This window comes from Paenibacillus macerans (assembly GCF_050565405.1).
GTDB lineage: Bacteria > Bacillota > Bacilli > Paenibacillales > Paenibacillaceae > Fontibacillus > Fontibacillus macerans_B.
Genome location: NZ_JBNYYG010000043.1, coordinates 1 through 16,970, shown reverse-complemented (window position 1 = coordinate 16,970; position 16,970 = coordinate 1). Strand labels below are relative to the sequence as shown.

The following is a 16,970-nucleotide window of genomic DNA, read 5'->3' as shown; positions in this document are numbered from 1 at the left end:
TAAGTGAGGCTGAATTCAAGATGACTTTTTGAACTGCCTTCAGCCCTGCTTGTCATATACATCCCGAATGCCGTCCCCCAGCAGATTGAAACCGAGCACCATCGTCGTAATGACCGCGCCGGTGATCAAAACATACCAAGGGGCGTTGATCATATACGGCTGGGCTTCGCTCAGCATCCGGCCCCAGCTCGGATCGGGCGGCTGCACGCCAAGCCCGAGGTAGCTTAGCCCGGCTTCGGCCAGCACCGATCCGGAAAACCCCAACGACGCCGCGACAATGAGGGGCGACACCATGTTGGGCAGAATGTGCCGGACCATAATCCGCAAAGGGCCCGCCCCTTTGGCCACGGACGCTTTGACAAAATCAAACTCCTTATACTGCATGAAACCGCTGCGGGCAATCCGCGAAAACGAAGGAATGCTCATCAGGCCCAGGGCCAGGATCGTATTGTTCAATCCCGGACCGAACACGGAGACAAGCATAATCGCCAGCAGAATCCCCGGAAAAGCCTGCGTAGCATCGATCAGGCGCATGATCGCTTCATCCACTAAGCCGCCAAAGTAGCCGGCAGCGGCCCCGATGACCAGCCCGCACGCCAGCCCGATGGAAACGGAAGTGGCTCCGATCAGGAAAGCCGTTTGCGTCCCCTCCACAATCCGGCTGAAAATATCCCGTCCGAAGTTGTCGGTCCCCCACAAATAAGCCGGCTGCGGGGGAACGAGCCGCATGGCGGTGTTCATTTCATTCGGTTCGTGCGGGGTATGGAACACTCCCGTCAGCATGAACAGCAGCAGCAGCATGACCAGAGATCCGCCGATCACAAGCGGTTTGCTTTGGAGCCATCGTTTCAGCTTCATCGCCCTCTCACCCTTTCAGTCGAATACGGGGATCGATCGCTTTATAAAGCAGATCGACGATAAAATTGATGCCGACCACCAGAATGGCGATATATAACACGAGCGTCTGCACCAGCGGCAAATCCCGGGTACCGATCGACGTGATCAGCAAATTCCCGAGGCCCGGAAGGGCGAATACGTTCTCCACCACAATGCTGCCTCCGAGGGTGTCGGCGATCAGCAGGCCGATGATCGTCACAACCGGAATCAGGGCATTGCGCAAAATATGTCGGTACATGATCGCCTTCTCGCGCATCCCCTTGCTCCTGGCCGTCCGCACGTAATCCATGCGCGCTTGATCCAACAGCGTGTTGCGCAAATAGCGGATCACGACGGCGATCCCGGGAACCGCCAGGGCCAGGGACGGCAAGAACAAGGAGCGGACCGCGCCGGCCGGATCCTCGCTCCAGGGCACGTAGCCGTAGGTCGGAAACAGCCGGAAGGTTACGGAAAAAGCCAGGATCAGAATAAAGGCCAGCCAAAAGGACGGCACGGCCACGCCAAGCTGGGTCAGGGCCGACAGCCATACCGCCGGCCACTTGCCGTCCTGTCTGGCGATGAAAATCCCTAGCGGGAGGCCGATTAACATGGTCAATCCCAGGGAAAACAGCGCCAGCGAAACCGTCACCGGCAAACGCTCCGCCAAAATATCCGCGACCGGCCGCTGGTAGCGCAGCGACTCGCCGAGGTCGCCGGAAGCGGCGCTTTGGATCCAGGTCAGATAACGTTCGCCCGCGGGCCGGTCAAGCCCCATCGTTTGGCGAAGCGATGCCAGCTGATGCGGATCGGCGTCCACCCCCAATATGATTTGCGCGGGGTCCCCGGGCAAAACCTGGAACACGAGAAAGGTGATCACCGAGACGAGCAAAACCGTAGCGGCCAGCGTAAACAGCTTGCGGATGTAAAATCTCAAGGCGCATTTCCCCTAACTACTCTTCCGTATAGTACATGGCGGTAAAATCGTATTTTTGCACGGGAAACATTTTAAAGCCGTGCAGGTTTTTCTTCATCGCCACGTTCCGGCTCGGGTCCATGATGAACACGGCGACCGCCTGATCGGTCAGAATGGTCTGCGCTTGCTTGTACAGATCGGCCCGTTTGGTCTCGTCCAGCTCCGTGCGGGCCTGACCTACGAGGCCGTCAAATTCACCGTTGCTGAATTTATAGAAATTTTTCGCATAAGTCGTTTCGTATCTGCCCAGCACTTCATGCGGGTCCAGCTTGCCGGTTAAGCCGATGATCGTCGCTTCGTATTTGGCGTTATTGTAGACGTCCTCAAGCCAACTGCTCCATTCGACTTGCTTGATGGTCGCGCGAATCCCTACTTTTTTAAGCTGCTCGCTGATCACCTGAGCCGTGTCGACATGGAATTGATAATTGGAAGGAACCGTGATTGTCAGGTCGAACCCGTTCTCGTACCCCGCTTCTTTCAACAGTTGCTTCGCTTGCTCGGCGTTTGGCGCATAGCGGTCTTCCAGCCCTTCCTGGTAGTACAGCTTCATAGCCGGACTCATGTTCGAACCTAACTTGGTGCCGTTTCCGCCCGTTACCGTCTGGATGATGACGTCTTTGTCGATCGCATGGTTGATAGCCTGGCGCACCTTCACATCGTCCAGCGGCTTGACCGAATTGTTCAAGGCCATCAGTTGGACCATATTTTGCGGGCCGGATACGATCGTGTAGCCGTCGCCCAATTGCAGCACGCCTTGTTCGCCGACGCCGGGAACCATGTCGATATCGCCGGATTGCAGGGCAAGCACGGACGAATTGGCGTCCGGCATGATTTTAAACTCGATGCGGTCCAACTTGGGCGCGTGCTCCTTATCGTAAAAATGTTCGTTTTTCTCCAGCGCCAGTTGCTGCCCCGGTTGATATTCCGCAAACTTGAAGGGCCCCGCCCCGACCGGCTGCTCGCTTTGCTTCTCGTAGTCTTTCGGAACGATCGCCGCGATGTTGGCGGCGAGGAACGCGGCGTCCCGCTCCTTCAGCTTGACGACGACGGTATGGTCATCCGGCGTTTCGATGCTTGCAATCCCGGAAAATTTCGAGGAGAGCGGCTCCTGTCCGTTCAGCCCGGCAAGTTTGGCATACGAGTAATAAACGTCCTCCGAGGTCAGCGCGGAACCGTCGTGAAACGTTACGCCCTGCTTCAGCTTAAACGTATAAGTCAAGCCGCCCTCCGACACCTGGTAGGATTCGGCGATGGCCGGGATCAGTTCGCCCTTCTCGCCGGCTTCGAACAAGCCGTCGAACACGTTGTCCATCATCGATCCGGTGTCCGTGGCCGCCGATAAATACGGATCCAGGTTGTCCGGTTCCGTAGCCATCGCTACTCTGACGGTTCCGCCATCCTTCACTTTCTCCGTCCCGTTCTCCGCCGCAGCTGGCGTCTGCGTTTGCGTTTGCGTTTGCGGCTCCGTCGCCGATCCGTCCGCCGTTCCCGCCGGCTGGGCGCCTCCGCCGCAGCCGGAAACGATTACGGCCAACAGGGTCAAAGCGGACAAGCCAGCAGCGAAGCTGTTCTTCAATTTCATTACGGTTACCCCTCTCCCTAAATAAATTTTCCGTTTGTCTTGCGCGTCAAATGCCAACCTTCATGCCGCAATAAGCCAACCTTACCTGACCGTCATATTTGCGGGCTGCCTCCGCCGCCAATTGGCGCCTTTCCCCGTAGTGGGGAAAATGCGTTAAAATCAGCTGCACGGCCTTGGCCAAGCTGGCGATTTCCCCCGCCTCGCCGGCAGTCAGATGCCCCCGCATCACCCCCTTCTGGAAGTCGTAAAAGCTGCTTTCCAACACCAACAGATCGGCGTTCGCCGCCAAATCGACGATGCTCTGGCAGTACCCCGTATCCCCGGAATACACCAGCGACCGGCCGTCCGCGGACGTAACTTTGACGGCGCAGCAGGGAACGTCGTGGACGTTCTCGGAAAAAGACAGCGTCAGCTGCCCCACCGACACCGTTCGCCCCGGAACGATCGGATGTACCCTGACGTAATCGGGGTACGCGAACGCCAGCCCGTCAAGGTCGTCATAGTAGATGTACACGTCCAGCGGCCGATCCCGTTTGCCGATCTGCGTCAGAACGAGCGTGGCAAATTCCAGCGCATACGCGTCCGCGAAATGGTCGGCATGCGTATGCGTGATAAACACGGCGTCCAATTGCTCCAACGCGATTTCGTTCTGCAGCCTCGATAAAACTCCGCTGCCGCAATCGAGCAATATCGCGCTGCCCGCGTGCCGCAGCAAATATCCCGAGGTCGCTTCGTTTTTGGCGGGGTAAGCCCCCCAACAGCCGATTACCGTAAACTCCATACTTTTTCCTTTCCCCGACGATTTTGGGTTCGTGTGCCTACTTCGTTTTTTGCATCCATTCGAAGCTGTCCTGAAACTCTTTAAACATCAGTTCCATCCGCTCGAGATTGCGCCCCACCCGGTCCTTTTCCAAATAGGAAATCTCGTTGATGATGGCGTTCACCACCGACAGGGATGCGGTATAGGAATCGAGAAAGCCGGTTGATTTGCATTCCGCCAGCAGCGCCAGATCGGCCAGCTTGGCGAAGGGAGACAGGCCGGAGTCGGTCAGCGCAATCACCTTGGCCTCTTGTTCCTTGGCCAGTTTGGACAGCTTCAGCGTCTTGGAGCAGTACCGCGGAAATCCGCAGGCGAACACGACGTCGCCCGGTTTGATGTAGGACGCGTACTCCGCAACGCTTCCCTGGGGAATCAACTCGCAGTTGCCAAGCATGTATTTCATGACAAAGCCGAAAAATGCGGTTACGGACAAGCCCATCCTCCATCCGGCCACCCAAATGCGGTCGGCATGCAGCAGCAGGCTGGCCGCCTCGTGAATTTGCGCCTCGTCCACCTTCAGCATCGTTTGCCGGATATTTTCCGCCTCCTGGGCGAAATGCTTCTCCAACCACGACTCCTCCTGCCGGCTCGTGGTCTGGATGAAGTTATGAACGGCCCGCCGATCCTGAATGACCATCCGCTGCAAATCCTGATGCATGTCGGAAAAGCTGGAATAGGATAGGGCTTGGGCCAGCCGGTGTACCGTCGCTTCGCTGACGCCGGATTTCTCGGCGATTTTTTGCGCGGATTGCAGCGCGGCTTCGCGGAGATGGCTCTGAAGATAGTGCGCCACTCTTTTTTGTCCGGAGCTTAAGGCTTCAAATTGGTCCCGGATTCGTTCTTCGATCGTCGACATGTCTATTCTCTCCCGATGGTTTGCTGAGGCGGCCGGTCCGGCTGCCAAGGATCCCCTAAGTAAGCGGGAACCTCATCGATCCCGGAAATTACCCGCTCGTCATCCAATTCCTCGATCCCCCGTTTGCCGTAAGGGTTGATCAGCAGGCAATCCATGCCGACCTTGCGCGAACCTACGCAATCGTCATAATAATTGTCGCCGACATATAAAGACTGCTGCGCGGTGACGCCGGCTTTTTGCAAAGCGTATTGGAAGATGGCCGGGTCCGGCTTCTCCGCACCGACCTCCGAGGAAATCACGATGACGTCGAGTTCCTCTTCCAGCCGGTTCCGCCTAAGCACCTCCCGGGCGGTTCCGTCCCAATTGGAGATCAGGCCCGCCTTGTACCCCAGCTCCCGTAAATGACGCAGGGTCGGTTTGCTGAAATCGAACGCGCTCCAGCCCGCCGATCCTTCTTTCGCCACGGACCGGTGCACTTGCAGCACCTCTTCGATCGGCAAGGCCAAGCCCAGGTAGTAGTTCAACACACCGATATACCATGGCAAGTACGATCTGCCGTCCTTTCCCAGGACGCCCCGGAACTCCCTCATAAACAGTTTGTCCGCCAGATGATAGGCGATCGTGATTTCACCGAGGGTTTTGGCGCAAGCAAATCGCTCCAGCGTTCTTAAATAAACTTCTTCGCGATTGGTCTTGACCAGGGTATAGCCAAGATCGAACCATACATACCGAATCATAGATGCACCCGCTTTTTTTGATGATGAAGGATTTCCGTCATATCCTTCAAAAAGATTGTTTTCCTACAACTTCAACTCCATGATAAAGGCGAACTATTTGTCGAAAATCAATTCAAATCGTGATTTGCGTAAAGCTTCGCCCAATGAGGGGGAAGCGAGAAAAGCACGGCCGATTCTTTTCTCGGCCGTGCTCTTGGGTTGCTGATAAATGTTAAACTATTCAACCTATGCTAATACAACACTCTCCACAAGTAGAAGGTCGCATACGACTCCCACTTCTTCCAGCCTTCCGCCCATGCCAAAAGCTCCTTTGGGGTCGGCTTCCGATCCATCCCAAGTACATGCTTGACCGCGTTCTGCAAACCGACATCGTCAACCGGAAATGCGTCCGGCATTCGGAGGCAGCGCATCAGCACGTAATTGGCCGTCCACGGACCGATGCCGCGAATGCCGATAAGGCGTTTCTCCGCCTCTTTTACCCCGCCAGCCGCTCGCAGCCCTTCCTTCGTCAATTCTCCTCCCGCGGCGATCAGCCGGGCCGTATCGAGCAGATATTCGGATTTTCTGCGGGTCATGCGGACATCTTCCAAATCCGCAACGGTCAAACCGGCGATGTCCCTGGCGGAAGGAAAGACCCAGTATCGTTCTCCTTCACAGTCCACGGACCGGCCGAACCGCTCCACGAGACGCCGCTTCAGCGTGTAGGCAAAGGCCAGATTAATCTGCTGGCCGATGATCCCCCAGGCCAGGGCTTCGAACAAATCGGGAATGCCGATATTGCGCAATCCGTAGAAGGAATCCACCGCCTCCCGCAGTAAGGCCTCCCCTTGCGCCAACTCGTAAAACGGCCGCAAATCGGTATCCAAATCGAACCATTCCCTTACATAACGGGCCACCTCTTCCCGATCCCGCTTCCGGGAAGGAGCCGTTCCCCCGAGGAATCGAACCCTCAGGGCCTTATTCCCCTCCGCACTGATTTCTACCACGGGAATTTCGCCGGATTCAAGCGGAATGGCCTTGTATAGCCGCTGACCGTCAATACGCGACAAGCATTCATTGGACGACCGCGACAAGTACTTCATATTTTCGGCAAAACTGAATGGCGCGGGAACCGGCAGCCACAGCATATGCCCCCGATCTTCCCACGCCACGTTCGGCTCTTCTGAATCTGTCTGACTGATGACACTCCCCCCTCACTTTGACTAACGCATTTACCCTAATAGTTTTAACACGATTTGCGTTCCTATCGATTTCGTTATCTTGCTTTTCTATTCGAAAAGCATGACACAGCGGCCTCCGCAAAGGTATACTAAGGCTGGAGGTGAGGTCACCCATGACGACGACCAGCGGCGAATATCCAACCGCCAATGAAACAGAGTGGCAGGCGATCATCCAAAACGACGCCTCGCAGGACGGCCGTTTTTTCTACGCGGTCACTAGCACGGGGATCTTTTGCCGGCCCTCCTGCAAATCGAAGCCGCCCAAAAGGGAAAACGTCCGCATTTTCGCCAACGCCGAGCAGGCCAAATCGGCCCGCTTCCGTCCGTGCAAACGCTGCAAGCCGGAGGGGCAACCGCTGCCGGACCGGGAATGGGTGGAACAAATCGCCGAATACATGGACCGCCATTATGAGGACAAGCTTACACTGGAACTTCTGGCCGACATGTGCCACGGCAGCCCTTACCATCTGCAGCGCACCTTCAAACGCGTCATGCAGATGACGCCGGTCGAGTATATTCAGCGACGCAGAATCGAAGCGTCCAAACGGGCGCTGGCCCAGACGCGGCGGACTATCACGGAGATCGCCCTCGAAGTTGGCATCGGCAGCCCGGCGTACTTCATCACCTTGTTCAAAAAAACGACCGGCGTTACGCCAAACGAATATCGGAATTCGCGGGCGGGATCGCCGACCTAATGTTGTATTTCGTATAACATTTTTCAATATTCACGATTGTATTGATCTTTTCTGGAGGTGCTTTGCCCATGAAAATAAACCAACCTCAGCCCCTATACTGGTCACGGCTCAACGATAATCAATGGAGCCTATACCTCGCCACCACCGACAACGGCCTGGCGTACGTCGGCTCTCCCGGCCGGCCTTTTGAGGAATTGGCCGCATGGGCCGGCCGCCGTTTCCCGGGGAGCCCGCTCACGCAGGACGAGCAGCGGCTGGCTCCCTACGCCGCCGAGCTGACGGAGTATTTGGCGGGCCAACGCGAGCGTTTCGCCCTTCCCCTCGATTTGAGGGGGACGGCGTTTCAGCTCACGGTATGGAAGGCGCTTTGCGACATTCCCTTCAGCCAAACCCGTTCGTACTCGGATATCGCCGAGTCGATCCAAAAACCGTCCTCCGTCCGCGCCGTCGGCGCGGCGATCGGGGCCAACCCGCTGCTTATTACCGTTCCCTGCCATCGGGTGATCGGCAAAAACGGCGCGCTTACCGGCTACCGCGGCGGTTTGGAAATGAAAACCCGGCTGCTTGAGCTGGAACATGCAGCCATAGGCTGCAGCAACCAATGAACCGAAGCGAACGCCGCCCTCCCGCGGCCGCCGCTTAATATGTAATTTTAGTTCGAGGCTCCATCCAACATTTTAAATAGCGATGCGGATATCCTTTGAAAAATGGGGGTATCCGCATTTTTATCGAGATTCGTTCTTTATACAAATCCGCTCCTTTATGATGCATAACAACCTCTCGAACAGCCATACTACAAAAGGAAAAAAGGAGGTGACTGACTAAATGCCTACAGTTGTTGATTCTTCTGCAACCAAATTTCAATCATGTATTGACGCGTGCAATAAATGTATGCAAGCTTGCGAAGAATGCTTGACTTCTTGTTTGAAAGAAGCCGATGTTCAAGCAAGACAACATTGCATCATGATCCTGCACGATTGTGCGGATATTTGTGCGATGGCATCCCAATGGATGTCCCGTGGAAGCATGTATGCTCATCAGCTATGCCAACTTTGTGCTGCAATTTGCGATGCTTGTGCCACTGAATGTGACAAGTTCCAAGATGCACATTGCCAAGCTTGTGCTGATGCTTGCCGGAAATGTGCTGATGAGTGCAGAAAAATGTCAGCCTAAGGTTTAGAAAAAAGTAGGCGGCCTCGAGTTGTCTGCTTTTTTTTTCACAATCGTATTAACGAGGCGTGCAAAATAGACTGGAATACCCTATGGAATGGCGGCGCTTCACTAAACCCGTTCGAAATATTCTTAAGAGGAACGATCCTCTATTTTTCCATCTTATTTTTGACTCGTTTGATGGGTCCGCGCCAAGTCGGAATTGTATCAGCCTTTAATTTTATCACTCATGCCGGCATGGCTCATGTAGCAACCTCGCGCATGGTAAATCCGCCTTCTTCATTGACCGCTGCTCTTGTGATTATTGCGGTTGCTTATTCACATTTAAGTGTAATGAAAAAGAGGAATATTCGCCTCCGACCCCCGTGGATTTTCAAATTTCAGTACCTTCGGAGGATTGTCTACGGTTTTAATTAACGGCAAAGTCATCAAAAAACATATGCGGAACTTAAATGTGAGCAAGCAATGGTTAGAGCAAGGATTGAATAAATACGGGGTGTTGAAATTTGATGACGCTTTTAAGGAAATGGTATTTCGTGAAGAAACGCTTTCTGATAATTATTCGGATTTCAGTTTTGCGAATCAAAGGTACATTCCCAAGCCCTAGCGAATAGCCTATTTTATATATCTGCGAAGGGAATGAACAAAATGTACTATGTTTCATATATATATCCATATCCTTACTACGTTTACCCGCCAATTTATAATTATGTAAGACAGCCTATGTACTGGGCGATCCCACAAGAGATGGAACATCCAAACCGATTTGATTTTCGGCAAACATCGGAAAGCAGAATTAAATTTAAAGATTATGGTAAAGAACCTTTTGTTGTAAATATTGAAGAGGCCACAAAGAAAAACAATACATTCCGCACCGCTATATGGACAGGAGATAATTTACAAGTTACTGTGATGAGTATCAATGTTGGGGAAGATATCGGTCTAGAGGCTCACCCTACGGTTGATCAATTCTTGCGTATTGAAGAGGGGCAAGGTATAGTTCGCATGGGCGATACGAAAGATACAATAAATTTTGAAAAAAGAGTTTATGATAACTATGCAATCATGGTACCTGCTGGTAAGTGGCATAATCTAATTAATACGGGTAATATACCGCTTAAACTTTACACAATCTATGCCCCGCCTCAGCATCCATTTGGTACGGTTCATAAAACGGAAGCAGATGCAATGGCTGCTGAATAAATAAATCAACACGGATTTGCTCCTTAAAAAACAAACAAAGCCGCCGGAACTTCGTTTCGGCGGCTTTGTCACGTTGGTATTACAGCAAAACCAAAAAAAATGATCACGTTAACAATTTGCGCAAACTTCATCTTCGGAAAGCTCGGTTTTGGCCCTTACCGCTCCACATGCCCTTTCCCGGCCAGCAAACGTTCGATCTCCGCCGCGCTGGGAAGCCCTTCCCAATCGCCCACGGCCTGAATGACCTGGGAACCGATGAGATTGCCGAGACGAACCGCCTCCTCCATCTTGTAGCCGCGAACGACGCCGGCCAGGAATCCGGCGCAAAAGCCGTCGCCCGCCCCCACCGTATCGATCACATGCTCCACTTTGAAATAAGGCACGGAGGTCAGCTTACCCTGCTCCAGCACGTAAGTGCAGTCATCCCCGCCTTTGATAATGCTTACGGCAGGCAGTTCCCGCAGCTTATCCGTAATGGCGTCCATCGAATCGGTCTCATACAGCAATTTCAACTCGTCCAGCCCGGGGAGGAAATAATCCGCTTTCATCGCCAGCGGCAGCAACACTTTGCGCGCTTCCTCGACGCTCCACAGCTTCAAGCGCAAATTAGGGTCGAAGCTGACCTTAACCCCGTTCCGCTTCGCCATCTCCACCGCCGCATTCGCCGTTTCGATGCAGGACGCGCTGAGCGCCGGCGTAATCCCGGTAATATGCAGCACTTTGGCCCCGGCGATGTACGCTTCGTCCAAATGCTCGGGACGCATGAAGCTGGCAGCGGACAGCTTGCGGTAATAATAAACCGAGCTTTTCCCCGCTACGTTCTCCCGAACCATTAACCCCGTAGGCGCTTCATCCGTAAGCTGGGCGCGGGACATATCGACCCCCTCTCCGCGAACGGCCTTGTAAATGCGGCGGCCAAACGGATCGTCACCCAGTCTGCCGCACCATCCCGAAGCATGTCCCAGGCGGGCCAGCCCGATGGCTACATTCGACTCGGCGCCGCCGAACGACGGCGACAGGACATTGGCATATTCCAGCCCTTTGCCCCCTTCCGCGATCAGCAGGGCCATGCTTTCGCCAAACGTCACGACCTCGGGAAATCCTTGCCGGTTCAAATCTGATAAACTCATAGTCGTTTCACCTTCTCTTCTGATCTGTGACGTTTCCATTATCTCATTCCGAGCGCCTAAAGACTACGCAAAAATGCACGCCGTCTCGATAAAATTGCCCAATCCATCATAAATCTGTCAATAATGGCAAAACGCAAAAAGCCGACCCTGCCGGGCTCCCGGCTGGATCGGCTTGATTCAATGGTCAAATTAAGCGCCTGCTCCGTTATCGTAAGCCGTAATGTAATTGACTTGGGAATCGCCTCCGACAAAACCAACTCCCAGACTAATCACCAGCATAAATGCCAAAATCCATTTCCGCACCTCTCAACACCTCCTTCATCAAAATTTCGTACTCCCTCAGTTGCTGTTTCGTAGCGCAAGCCCGATGCTGCTCAAACAAAGGAACCATTTTCACGAAAAACTCCTTGTTGTTGAGAGAAATGGAATATTTGAGCGCGTATATCATTTTCTCCAAGCCTTCTATTATATCCTTTTTCCTGAACGAATATATCGCTAAATGGTAACATAAATCCAAATACCGATCTTTATTCAGCACGGTTAAATAATAATTGTCGAACTGGTTATACAAGCTTTGATCCACCTTAAATTCCTGCAGTACATCATCAATGAAAAAGCCGTTGATATTTGCCGCTTTGACGATCATCCGCAGACTGGGCAATACCTCATATGGATATGCACGGAGCAGCTTGACATATTCCGGAATGACTTCCTGGCGGCCGCTAAGCACTTTCAGGTTAAAGTCGTTCAAGCGGGCGAAGGTCCGGAACTTCTCCACCTCCTGCTTGCCAAGCTCGTCCAGTCCGGCGAACCAGCTCAAATCGGCATAGCCTTCGATATATTGCGCGGCTTCCTCGTAGTTCCCTTCATGCTCGAGCGCGTTTCCTTTGAGCAGAAAGCTTTGACCATAATAGACCACGAGATGGCGGGCGGTATTTAATTCGAAAGGCCGGCCTTGGCGTAAGGCTTCCTCGTAACGCTTGTAGACCTTTTGAACCAACCCTCTTAATTCGTCGGCAAACAGCTTGACCCGATCCCACCGCTGCAACGTGTAATACACATTCGCCAGATGCAGCAGCCCGTCGAGCTGGAAATCTTCCGGCAACCGGTTACGGTAGGGCTCAAACCAGGTCGCCGCGCGCAGGTTCCCTTCCGCATCGTCACCGAGAGACAAGCGGAACAACCGGTACTGGCTGATGGCCAGTCGTTCGGAATGCTGGTACTTTTCATTTTCGCAGACCGATTGGAAAAATAAGGATGACGCTTCGGTTTTCCCCTCTTCATACAACTCCTCGCCAATGGAGAAGATCATCGGTAGATAAGACAGGTCTTCGGCCAAACGGGACAACACCTTGTCGATGCAGGCCATTTCTCCGATTTCCGCGCAGCGCAGCAAAAAGGACTTCAAACGCCGGCGGTTCGGATGCTCCGTATCGATGCATTCGTCGATATACAGCGGGTAATACTGCCCTATCGGCTGTTCGAGGGCTTCAGTGATCGAATCCAGCTGTCCAATAGAGATCGGTTTGGGAGGATTGCCGTTTAAAATGGCGCTGAGAGTTCCCCGATTGATGCCCGATCGACGCGAAAAACTATGTAAAGAATAGCCCTTCCTGGTAAGCTGGTGGCTTATCACGGAACGAATCGTGGGTTCATTCGTCATCTTATCATCCTCCTTTATCGAAATCTCCTATTTTTTTACACATTATACGAAATTATGAACAGGTGGTCAAATAAAAAAGGAACTTCCTGAATAGCAGGAAGCTCCCGGCCGCGTGCTAGACTTCAAGAATGGACGGCATAATGTGCGGCGTTCGGCCCACTTCTTTGGTAAAATACCGCCGCAGCATCTGTTGAGTGGCCTTCAGCCAGGCGGCATGGTCATACTCCTCTTTCTCCCCCAGCCGGTTCAGATTACGCCGCAGCGTGGACTCGGCCCGCCGCAGCAATGGTCTGGCGTCCTGCATATACACGAAGCCGCGCGTAACGATATCGGGTCCCGCAAGGATTTGCCGAGTCTTGCGATCGACCGTCATGACCACGATCACGATCCCTTCCTGCGCCAGCTCCATCCGCTCCACCAATAAGGCGTCTTCAAAAGAACGCATTTCCCCGTTGCTGATGAACACCTGGCCGGACGGGATGGTTTTGCTGCGCTTCGCCCGGTTCCGGTACACCGACAACGAATCCCCGATGTTCATGACGAACACGTTCTCCTCGGGGATCCCCGTCTGCAGGGCCAGGTTCTTGTGATTCAGCAGCATCCGGTATTCCCCGTGAATCGGAATGAAGTATTTCGGACGGATAAAGCTGAGCATCAGCTTCAGATCCTCTCGGCAGCCGTGGCCGGACGTATGGATGTCGAATATCGAGCCATAGATAACGTTCGCTCCCGCCCGCAGCAGCAAATCGATGCTCCGGTTGATGTTCTGCGCATTGCCGGGAATCGGCGAGGAAGAATAGATCACGGTGTCTCCCGGATAAACCTGCACGTTGCGATGAGCGCCCGAGGCGATCCGGCTGAGCGCGGCATTGGGCTCTCCTTGGCTGCCGGTACAAACGATCAACACCTGATGCTCGGCAAAACGGTCGATATGCTTGACGTCGATCAGCATCCCTTCGGGAATGCGGATGTATCCAAGCTCCTGGGCGATGGCGAACACCTTCTCCATGCTGCGTCCGATGACGGCGATCTTGCGATTGACGGCCGCAGCCGCCTCTACGACCTGCTGGAGCCGGTGCACGTTGGACGCGAAGGTCGCGAACAAGATCCGTCCCCGGCAGCCGCGGAAGGATTCCAGGATGGCGTCGCCTACGCGGCGCTCCGAAGGGGTGAATCCCTCCTTCTCGCTGTTCGTGCTGTCGGCTAGCAGCGCAAGCACGCCTTCCCCGCCGACGCTGGCCATTTTGAACAGATCGGCCGGCCGGTCTTCCGGCGTGAAGTCGAATTTAAAGTCCCCCGTGTGCACCACGGAGCCGTAAGGGGTGTCCACAACGATCCCGAAGGCGTCGGGGATGCTGTGCGTCGTACGGAAGAAATGCACGGCCAAATGCTTGAACGCAAACCGATCGTTCTCCTGAAACACATGCAGCTCAGCTTGTCCGAGCAACCGGTGCTCCTCCAGCTTGGCCTTCACCAGGCCGATCGTCAGCGGACCGCCGTAAATGGGCAGCTGGAGCTGGCGGAGAACATACGGAATCGCTCCGATATGGTCCTCATGGCCGTGGGTCAGGAACAACCCTTTCATTTTATGTTTGTTTTCGATCAGGTAGCTTATATCCGGAATGATGCAATCGATGCCCGTCAAACGGGAATCCGGGAATTTGAGCCCGGCGTCGATGAGAATAATTTCATCCTTGTATTCGATGCCGTACATGTTTTTGCCGATTTCTCCAATCCCCCCGAGCGAAAAAATCCGGACGGGCGGAGGGGACGACTTGGAACGCCGATTCGTTTTAACTGGTTTGTTTGCTGCTACATTCATTAGGTCGTTAATCCTCTCTGACAGAGTTCGTTGGGTTTATATGAATTATACTGAATTATGGCCATAATAACTATTCAAATTTTACGGCTATGCGGCAAAATCGGGTGAATTTGCCTAAAGATTTTAAGGCAAAAATTTGAATCTGGGTTGACGCTGAAGCGAGTGCGGAGGTTTTGGGGATTGTAGGGATTTAAAATACACAGGTATTGAAACATTTCACATAAAATACTAAAATGAAAACAGTAAAAGGAGCCGTGCTACCAACACGGACTCCTATGAGCAACAGCCGCTTTTAAGGGCGGAGGGCTTTTACAAGGTGCTATCCATAAAAAATAGACTGCAAACCTTTGTCAGAGGGCAGTCTATTTTTTGATGTTCCTTTCGATATTTCTTACAGCGGCCAGCTTTTTCAAATCGAAATTGTGCTTTTTAATATAAATTCTTGATAAGTATCTATAACTTGCGGAGGAGCAAAGCCTTTATAACGTTCGAATAATTCTACGCATTTGATGATCAAGGATCGATTATGAATGTTTAAAAAACAGTATTGTTCCAAGCTCTCTATAAAATAGTTAAAGCCCTCCGAGTATTTGCCATTGCGTAAGTAGTAAATTGCTAATTCGTTAAAAAGTTGGGAAATGCGATCTAATATAAACTGCTGAGTGTACACTCCCAGGGCTATTGGTTGTTTTCTTAAAAGTTGAATTTCCAATTCAAATCGCTGAAGGATGTCGTCGACATCCATATCATACCGATTTGCTGCCTCCATAATATTTGATAACAAAAGTATGATCTCATCTTTTCTGGATGACATATAAGCCACATAATCCGGAAGAACGCTTGCATCTCCAGATGATAGTCTGTTCAATAGGGTATTTGCTTGAGCCCATTCTTGAAACTGATCTTTCCAGTATTTCGTTTCCTGATCGTTTTCCTTCACCCAGCTTAAATCAGCGTAAAACTGAATACATCGCAGCGCCTCTTTATACTCTCCACGCAACTCATTAACATTTCCAAGAAGAAGATAAGAATAAGCCAGATAAAAAAACAAAGGTCTGTTCGTCTTTCTTTGGAGTACGGTTCTCTTCCTTTCCGAGAAGTAATAAATTTTGGCCTTTTGCTCCATTTTTTGAACGATTTTCTCTACTTTATCCCAGCGGTTTAAGGCACGATAAGCATTAGCCAAATCTCTTAGCGCATCGAGTTGACTCGCTTCATCCAGCCGCTCGACAAAGGGTTCGAATTGAATAGCAGTTTGGTAATTTTGATCCTGGTCATTGCCCTGCCCGATCAGAAACAAACGGTATTGGCACAAGGCCAGCCGTTCCGAATGTTGTTTGCGCTCGGTCATGGCCACATTTTCGTATAAAATCCCCGCTGCTTCAAATTGGCCTTCTTCATATAATTCTTCGGCCAGATCAAACAAGAGATGAGCGTACAGCGGATTATCCAACAATAAACCGACGATTTCTCGAATGCTATCAAGCATATCCAACTCGGTGCAATTATGGAGCAAAGGTTTCACCCTGCGCCAATCAGGGTCCTTTTCATGCAAATACTCGCTAATATAAGCTTTATAGAAATAACCTCGAGGAAGCTCCATCACCGTTGTGATCCGCTCCAATTGTTCGACGGCCAGCGGACGGTTGCCGTTCAGGATCGAGCTGACCGTCCCGGGGTTCAATTCCCATTGTTTGGCCAATTGCGTAAGACTTAACCCGTTCCGCTCCATATATTTATGGACTGCTTCAATAATAGTGGTCCGATATTTCAAGTGATTCAAGTGAATCCCCCTCAATCATGTAAATAAGACTATACATATTACTTTAGGGGATTATGTCTAGATTTGGAAAAACAAAAATTAAAAAGCATAAATCTGACATGACAAAAAAAGACCAGCTCGTAGGAGCTAGTCCTTGTAAATGGCCTTTTAAAAAATAAATTAACCTGCACCAATGTGAATGTAGGTTTGGAAAATGGCTTCATTTAAGGGGCCTTGGATTGGGTTAACCAATGCTAGTAAAATGCTACTAAAAAAGAGGAGTGCCATCCATTTTCTTTTCATTTTCATACACCTCGTTAATTAATATTTTGTAGGTCGAATTCATTTCGGATGAAGCGTTCTCTCTATAAAGTTCAAGCTTCGTCGCTATACTTAGTGGCTTAAAGTCTGAATCAAAGGAAAGTAGTCAATACTGCTCTGTAATACGTGAATAGGAGCGG

The 16,970-nt window shown here is 52.0% G+C and carries 16 protein-coding genes; 4 read left to right on the top strand and 12 right to left on the bottom strand.

What is annotated here, in order from left to right; genetic code table 11:
* Nucleotides 1-39: 39 nt before the first annotated feature.
* The 7 genes from ACQ4N8_RS20570 to ACQ4N8_RS20540 all read right to left on the bottom strand — a co-directional run bounded on the left by ACQ4N8_RS20570 (nucleotide 40) and on the right by ACQ4N8_RS20540 (nucleotide 6,995).
* Nucleotides 40-858, bottom strand: a complete 819-nt coding sequence (locus ACQ4N8_RS20570; protein WP_430706218.1) for an ABC transporter permease — start codon at nucleotides 856-858, stop codon at nucleotides 40-42.
* Nucleotides 859-865: 7 nt separating this feature from the next.
* Complete coding sequence (locus ACQ4N8_RS20565; protein ID WP_430706217.1) at nucleotides 866-1,810, bottom strand: ABC transporter permease; 945 nt, start codon at nucleotides 1,808-1,810, stop codon at nucleotides 866-868.
* Between the two features lie 16 nt (nucleotides 1,811-1,826).
* The gene (locus ACQ4N8_RS20560) at nucleotides 1,827-3,431 is read right to left on the bottom strand and encodes an ABC transporter substrate-binding protein (protein WP_430706216.1); all 1,605 of its coding nucleotides are present in this window, start codon (nucleotides 3,429-3,431) and stop codon (nucleotides 1,827-1,829) included.
* 46 nt (nucleotides 3,432-3,477) lie between these two features.
* Nucleotides 3,478-4,212, bottom strand: a complete 735-nt coding sequence (locus ACQ4N8_RS20555; protein ID WP_430706215.1) for an MBL fold metallo-hydrolase — start codon at nucleotides 4,210-4,212, stop codon at nucleotides 3,478-3,480.
* 37 nt (nucleotides 4,213-4,249) lie between these two features.
* Nucleotides 4,250-5,107: a MurR/RpiR family transcriptional regulator gene (locus tag ACQ4N8_RS20550; RefSeq protein WP_430706214.1), complete on the bottom strand. Its 858-nt coding sequence runs from the start codon at nucleotides 5,105-5,107 to the stop codon at nucleotides 4,250-4,252.
* Nucleotides 5,108-5,109: 2 nt separating this feature from the next.
* On the bottom strand, nucleotides 5,110-5,844 hold the full coding sequence (locus ACQ4N8_RS20545; RefSeq protein ID WP_430706213.1) for an HAD family hydrolase: 735 nt from the start codon (nucleotides 5,842-5,844) through the stop codon (nucleotides 5,110-5,112).
* A gap of 230 nt (nucleotides 5,845-6,074) precedes the next feature.
* Nucleotides 6,075-6,995 (bottom strand): DNA-3-methyladenine glycosylase 2, encoded by a 921-nt coding sequence (locus ACQ4N8_RS20540; protein ID WP_430706212.1) that lies wholly within the window; start codon nucleotides 6,993-6,995, stop codon nucleotides 6,075-6,077.
* A gap of 182 nt (nucleotides 6,996-7,177) precedes the next feature.
* On the opposite strand from ACQ4N8_RS20540, the gene ACQ4N8_RS20535 reads away from it, so the two are divergent.
* The 4 genes from ACQ4N8_RS20535 to ACQ4N8_RS20520 all read left to right on the top strand — a co-directional run bounded on the left by ACQ4N8_RS20535 (nucleotide 7,178) and on the right by ACQ4N8_RS20520 (nucleotide 10,132).
* Nucleotides 7,178-7,759: a bifunctional transcriptional activator/DNA repair enzyme AdaA gene (locus ACQ4N8_RS20535; protein WP_430706211.1), complete on the top strand. Its 582-nt coding sequence runs from the start codon at nucleotides 7,178-7,180 to the stop codon at nucleotides 7,757-7,759.
* A 68-nt stretch (nucleotides 7,760-7,827) separates the two neighbouring features.
* The gene (locus ACQ4N8_RS20530; protein WP_430706210.1) at nucleotides 7,828-8,364 is read left to right on the top strand and encodes a methylated-DNA--[protein]-cysteine S-methyltransferase; all 537 of its coding nucleotides are present in this window, start codon (nucleotides 7,828-7,830) and stop codon (nucleotides 8,362-8,364) included.
* A gap of 220 nt (nucleotides 8,365-8,584) precedes the next feature.
* Complete coding sequence (locus ACQ4N8_RS20525; RefSeq protein WP_430706209.1) at nucleotides 8,585-8,932, top strand: four-helix bundle copper-binding protein; 348 nt, start codon at nucleotides 8,585-8,587, stop codon at nucleotides 8,930-8,932.
* Between the two features lie 645 nt (nucleotides 8,933-9,577).
* Nucleotides 9,578-10,132 carry a cupin domain-containing protein gene (locus tag ACQ4N8_RS20520; RefSeq protein WP_430706208.1) on the top strand — a complete coding sequence of 185 codons (555 nt, stop codon included), beginning with the start codon at nucleotides 9,578-9,580 and terminating at the stop codon, nucleotides 10,130-10,132.
* Nucleotides 10,133-10,287: 155 nt separating this feature from the next.
* Here the strand turns inward: ACQ4N8_RS20520 and ACQ4N8_RS20515 are convergent, their stop codons facing one another.
* The 5 genes from ACQ4N8_RS20515 to ACQ4N8_RS20495 all read right to left on the bottom strand — a co-directional run bounded on the left by ACQ4N8_RS20515 (nucleotide 10,288) and on the right by ACQ4N8_RS20495 (nucleotide 16,812).
* Nucleotides 10,288-11,262 (bottom strand): sugar kinase, encoded by a 975-nt coding sequence (locus tag ACQ4N8_RS20515; RefSeq protein ID WP_430706207.1) that lies wholly within the window; start codon nucleotides 11,260-11,262, stop codon nucleotides 10,288-10,290.
* A gap of 265 nt (nucleotides 11,263-11,527) precedes the next feature.
* Entirely contained in the window at nucleotides 11,528-12,925 is a 1,398-nt protein-coding gene (locus tag ACQ4N8_RS20510; protein WP_430706206.1) for a helix-turn-helix domain-containing protein, read from the bottom strand.
* Between the two features lie 115 nt (nucleotides 12,926-13,040).
* A complete protein-coding gene (gene rnjA, locus ACQ4N8_RS20505) occupies nucleotides 13,041-14,747 on the bottom strand; it encodes a ribonuclease J1 (RefSeq protein ID WP_430706205.1) in 1,707 nt (568 codons plus the stop codon).
* Between the two features lie 409 nt (nucleotides 14,748-15,156).
* Nucleotides 15,157-16,530, bottom strand: coding sequence for a transcriptional regulator (locus ACQ4N8_RS20500; RefSeq protein ID WP_430706204.1), 1,374 nt, complete (start codon nucleotides 16,528-16,530; stop codon nucleotides 15,157-15,159).
* A gap of 159 nt (nucleotides 16,531-16,689) precedes the next feature.
* A complete protein-coding gene (locus ACQ4N8_RS20495; protein ID WP_430706203.1) occupies nucleotides 16,690-16,812 on the bottom strand; it encodes a hypothetical protein in 123 nt (40 codons plus the stop codon).
* Nucleotides 16,813-16,970 lie beyond the last annotated feature (158 nt).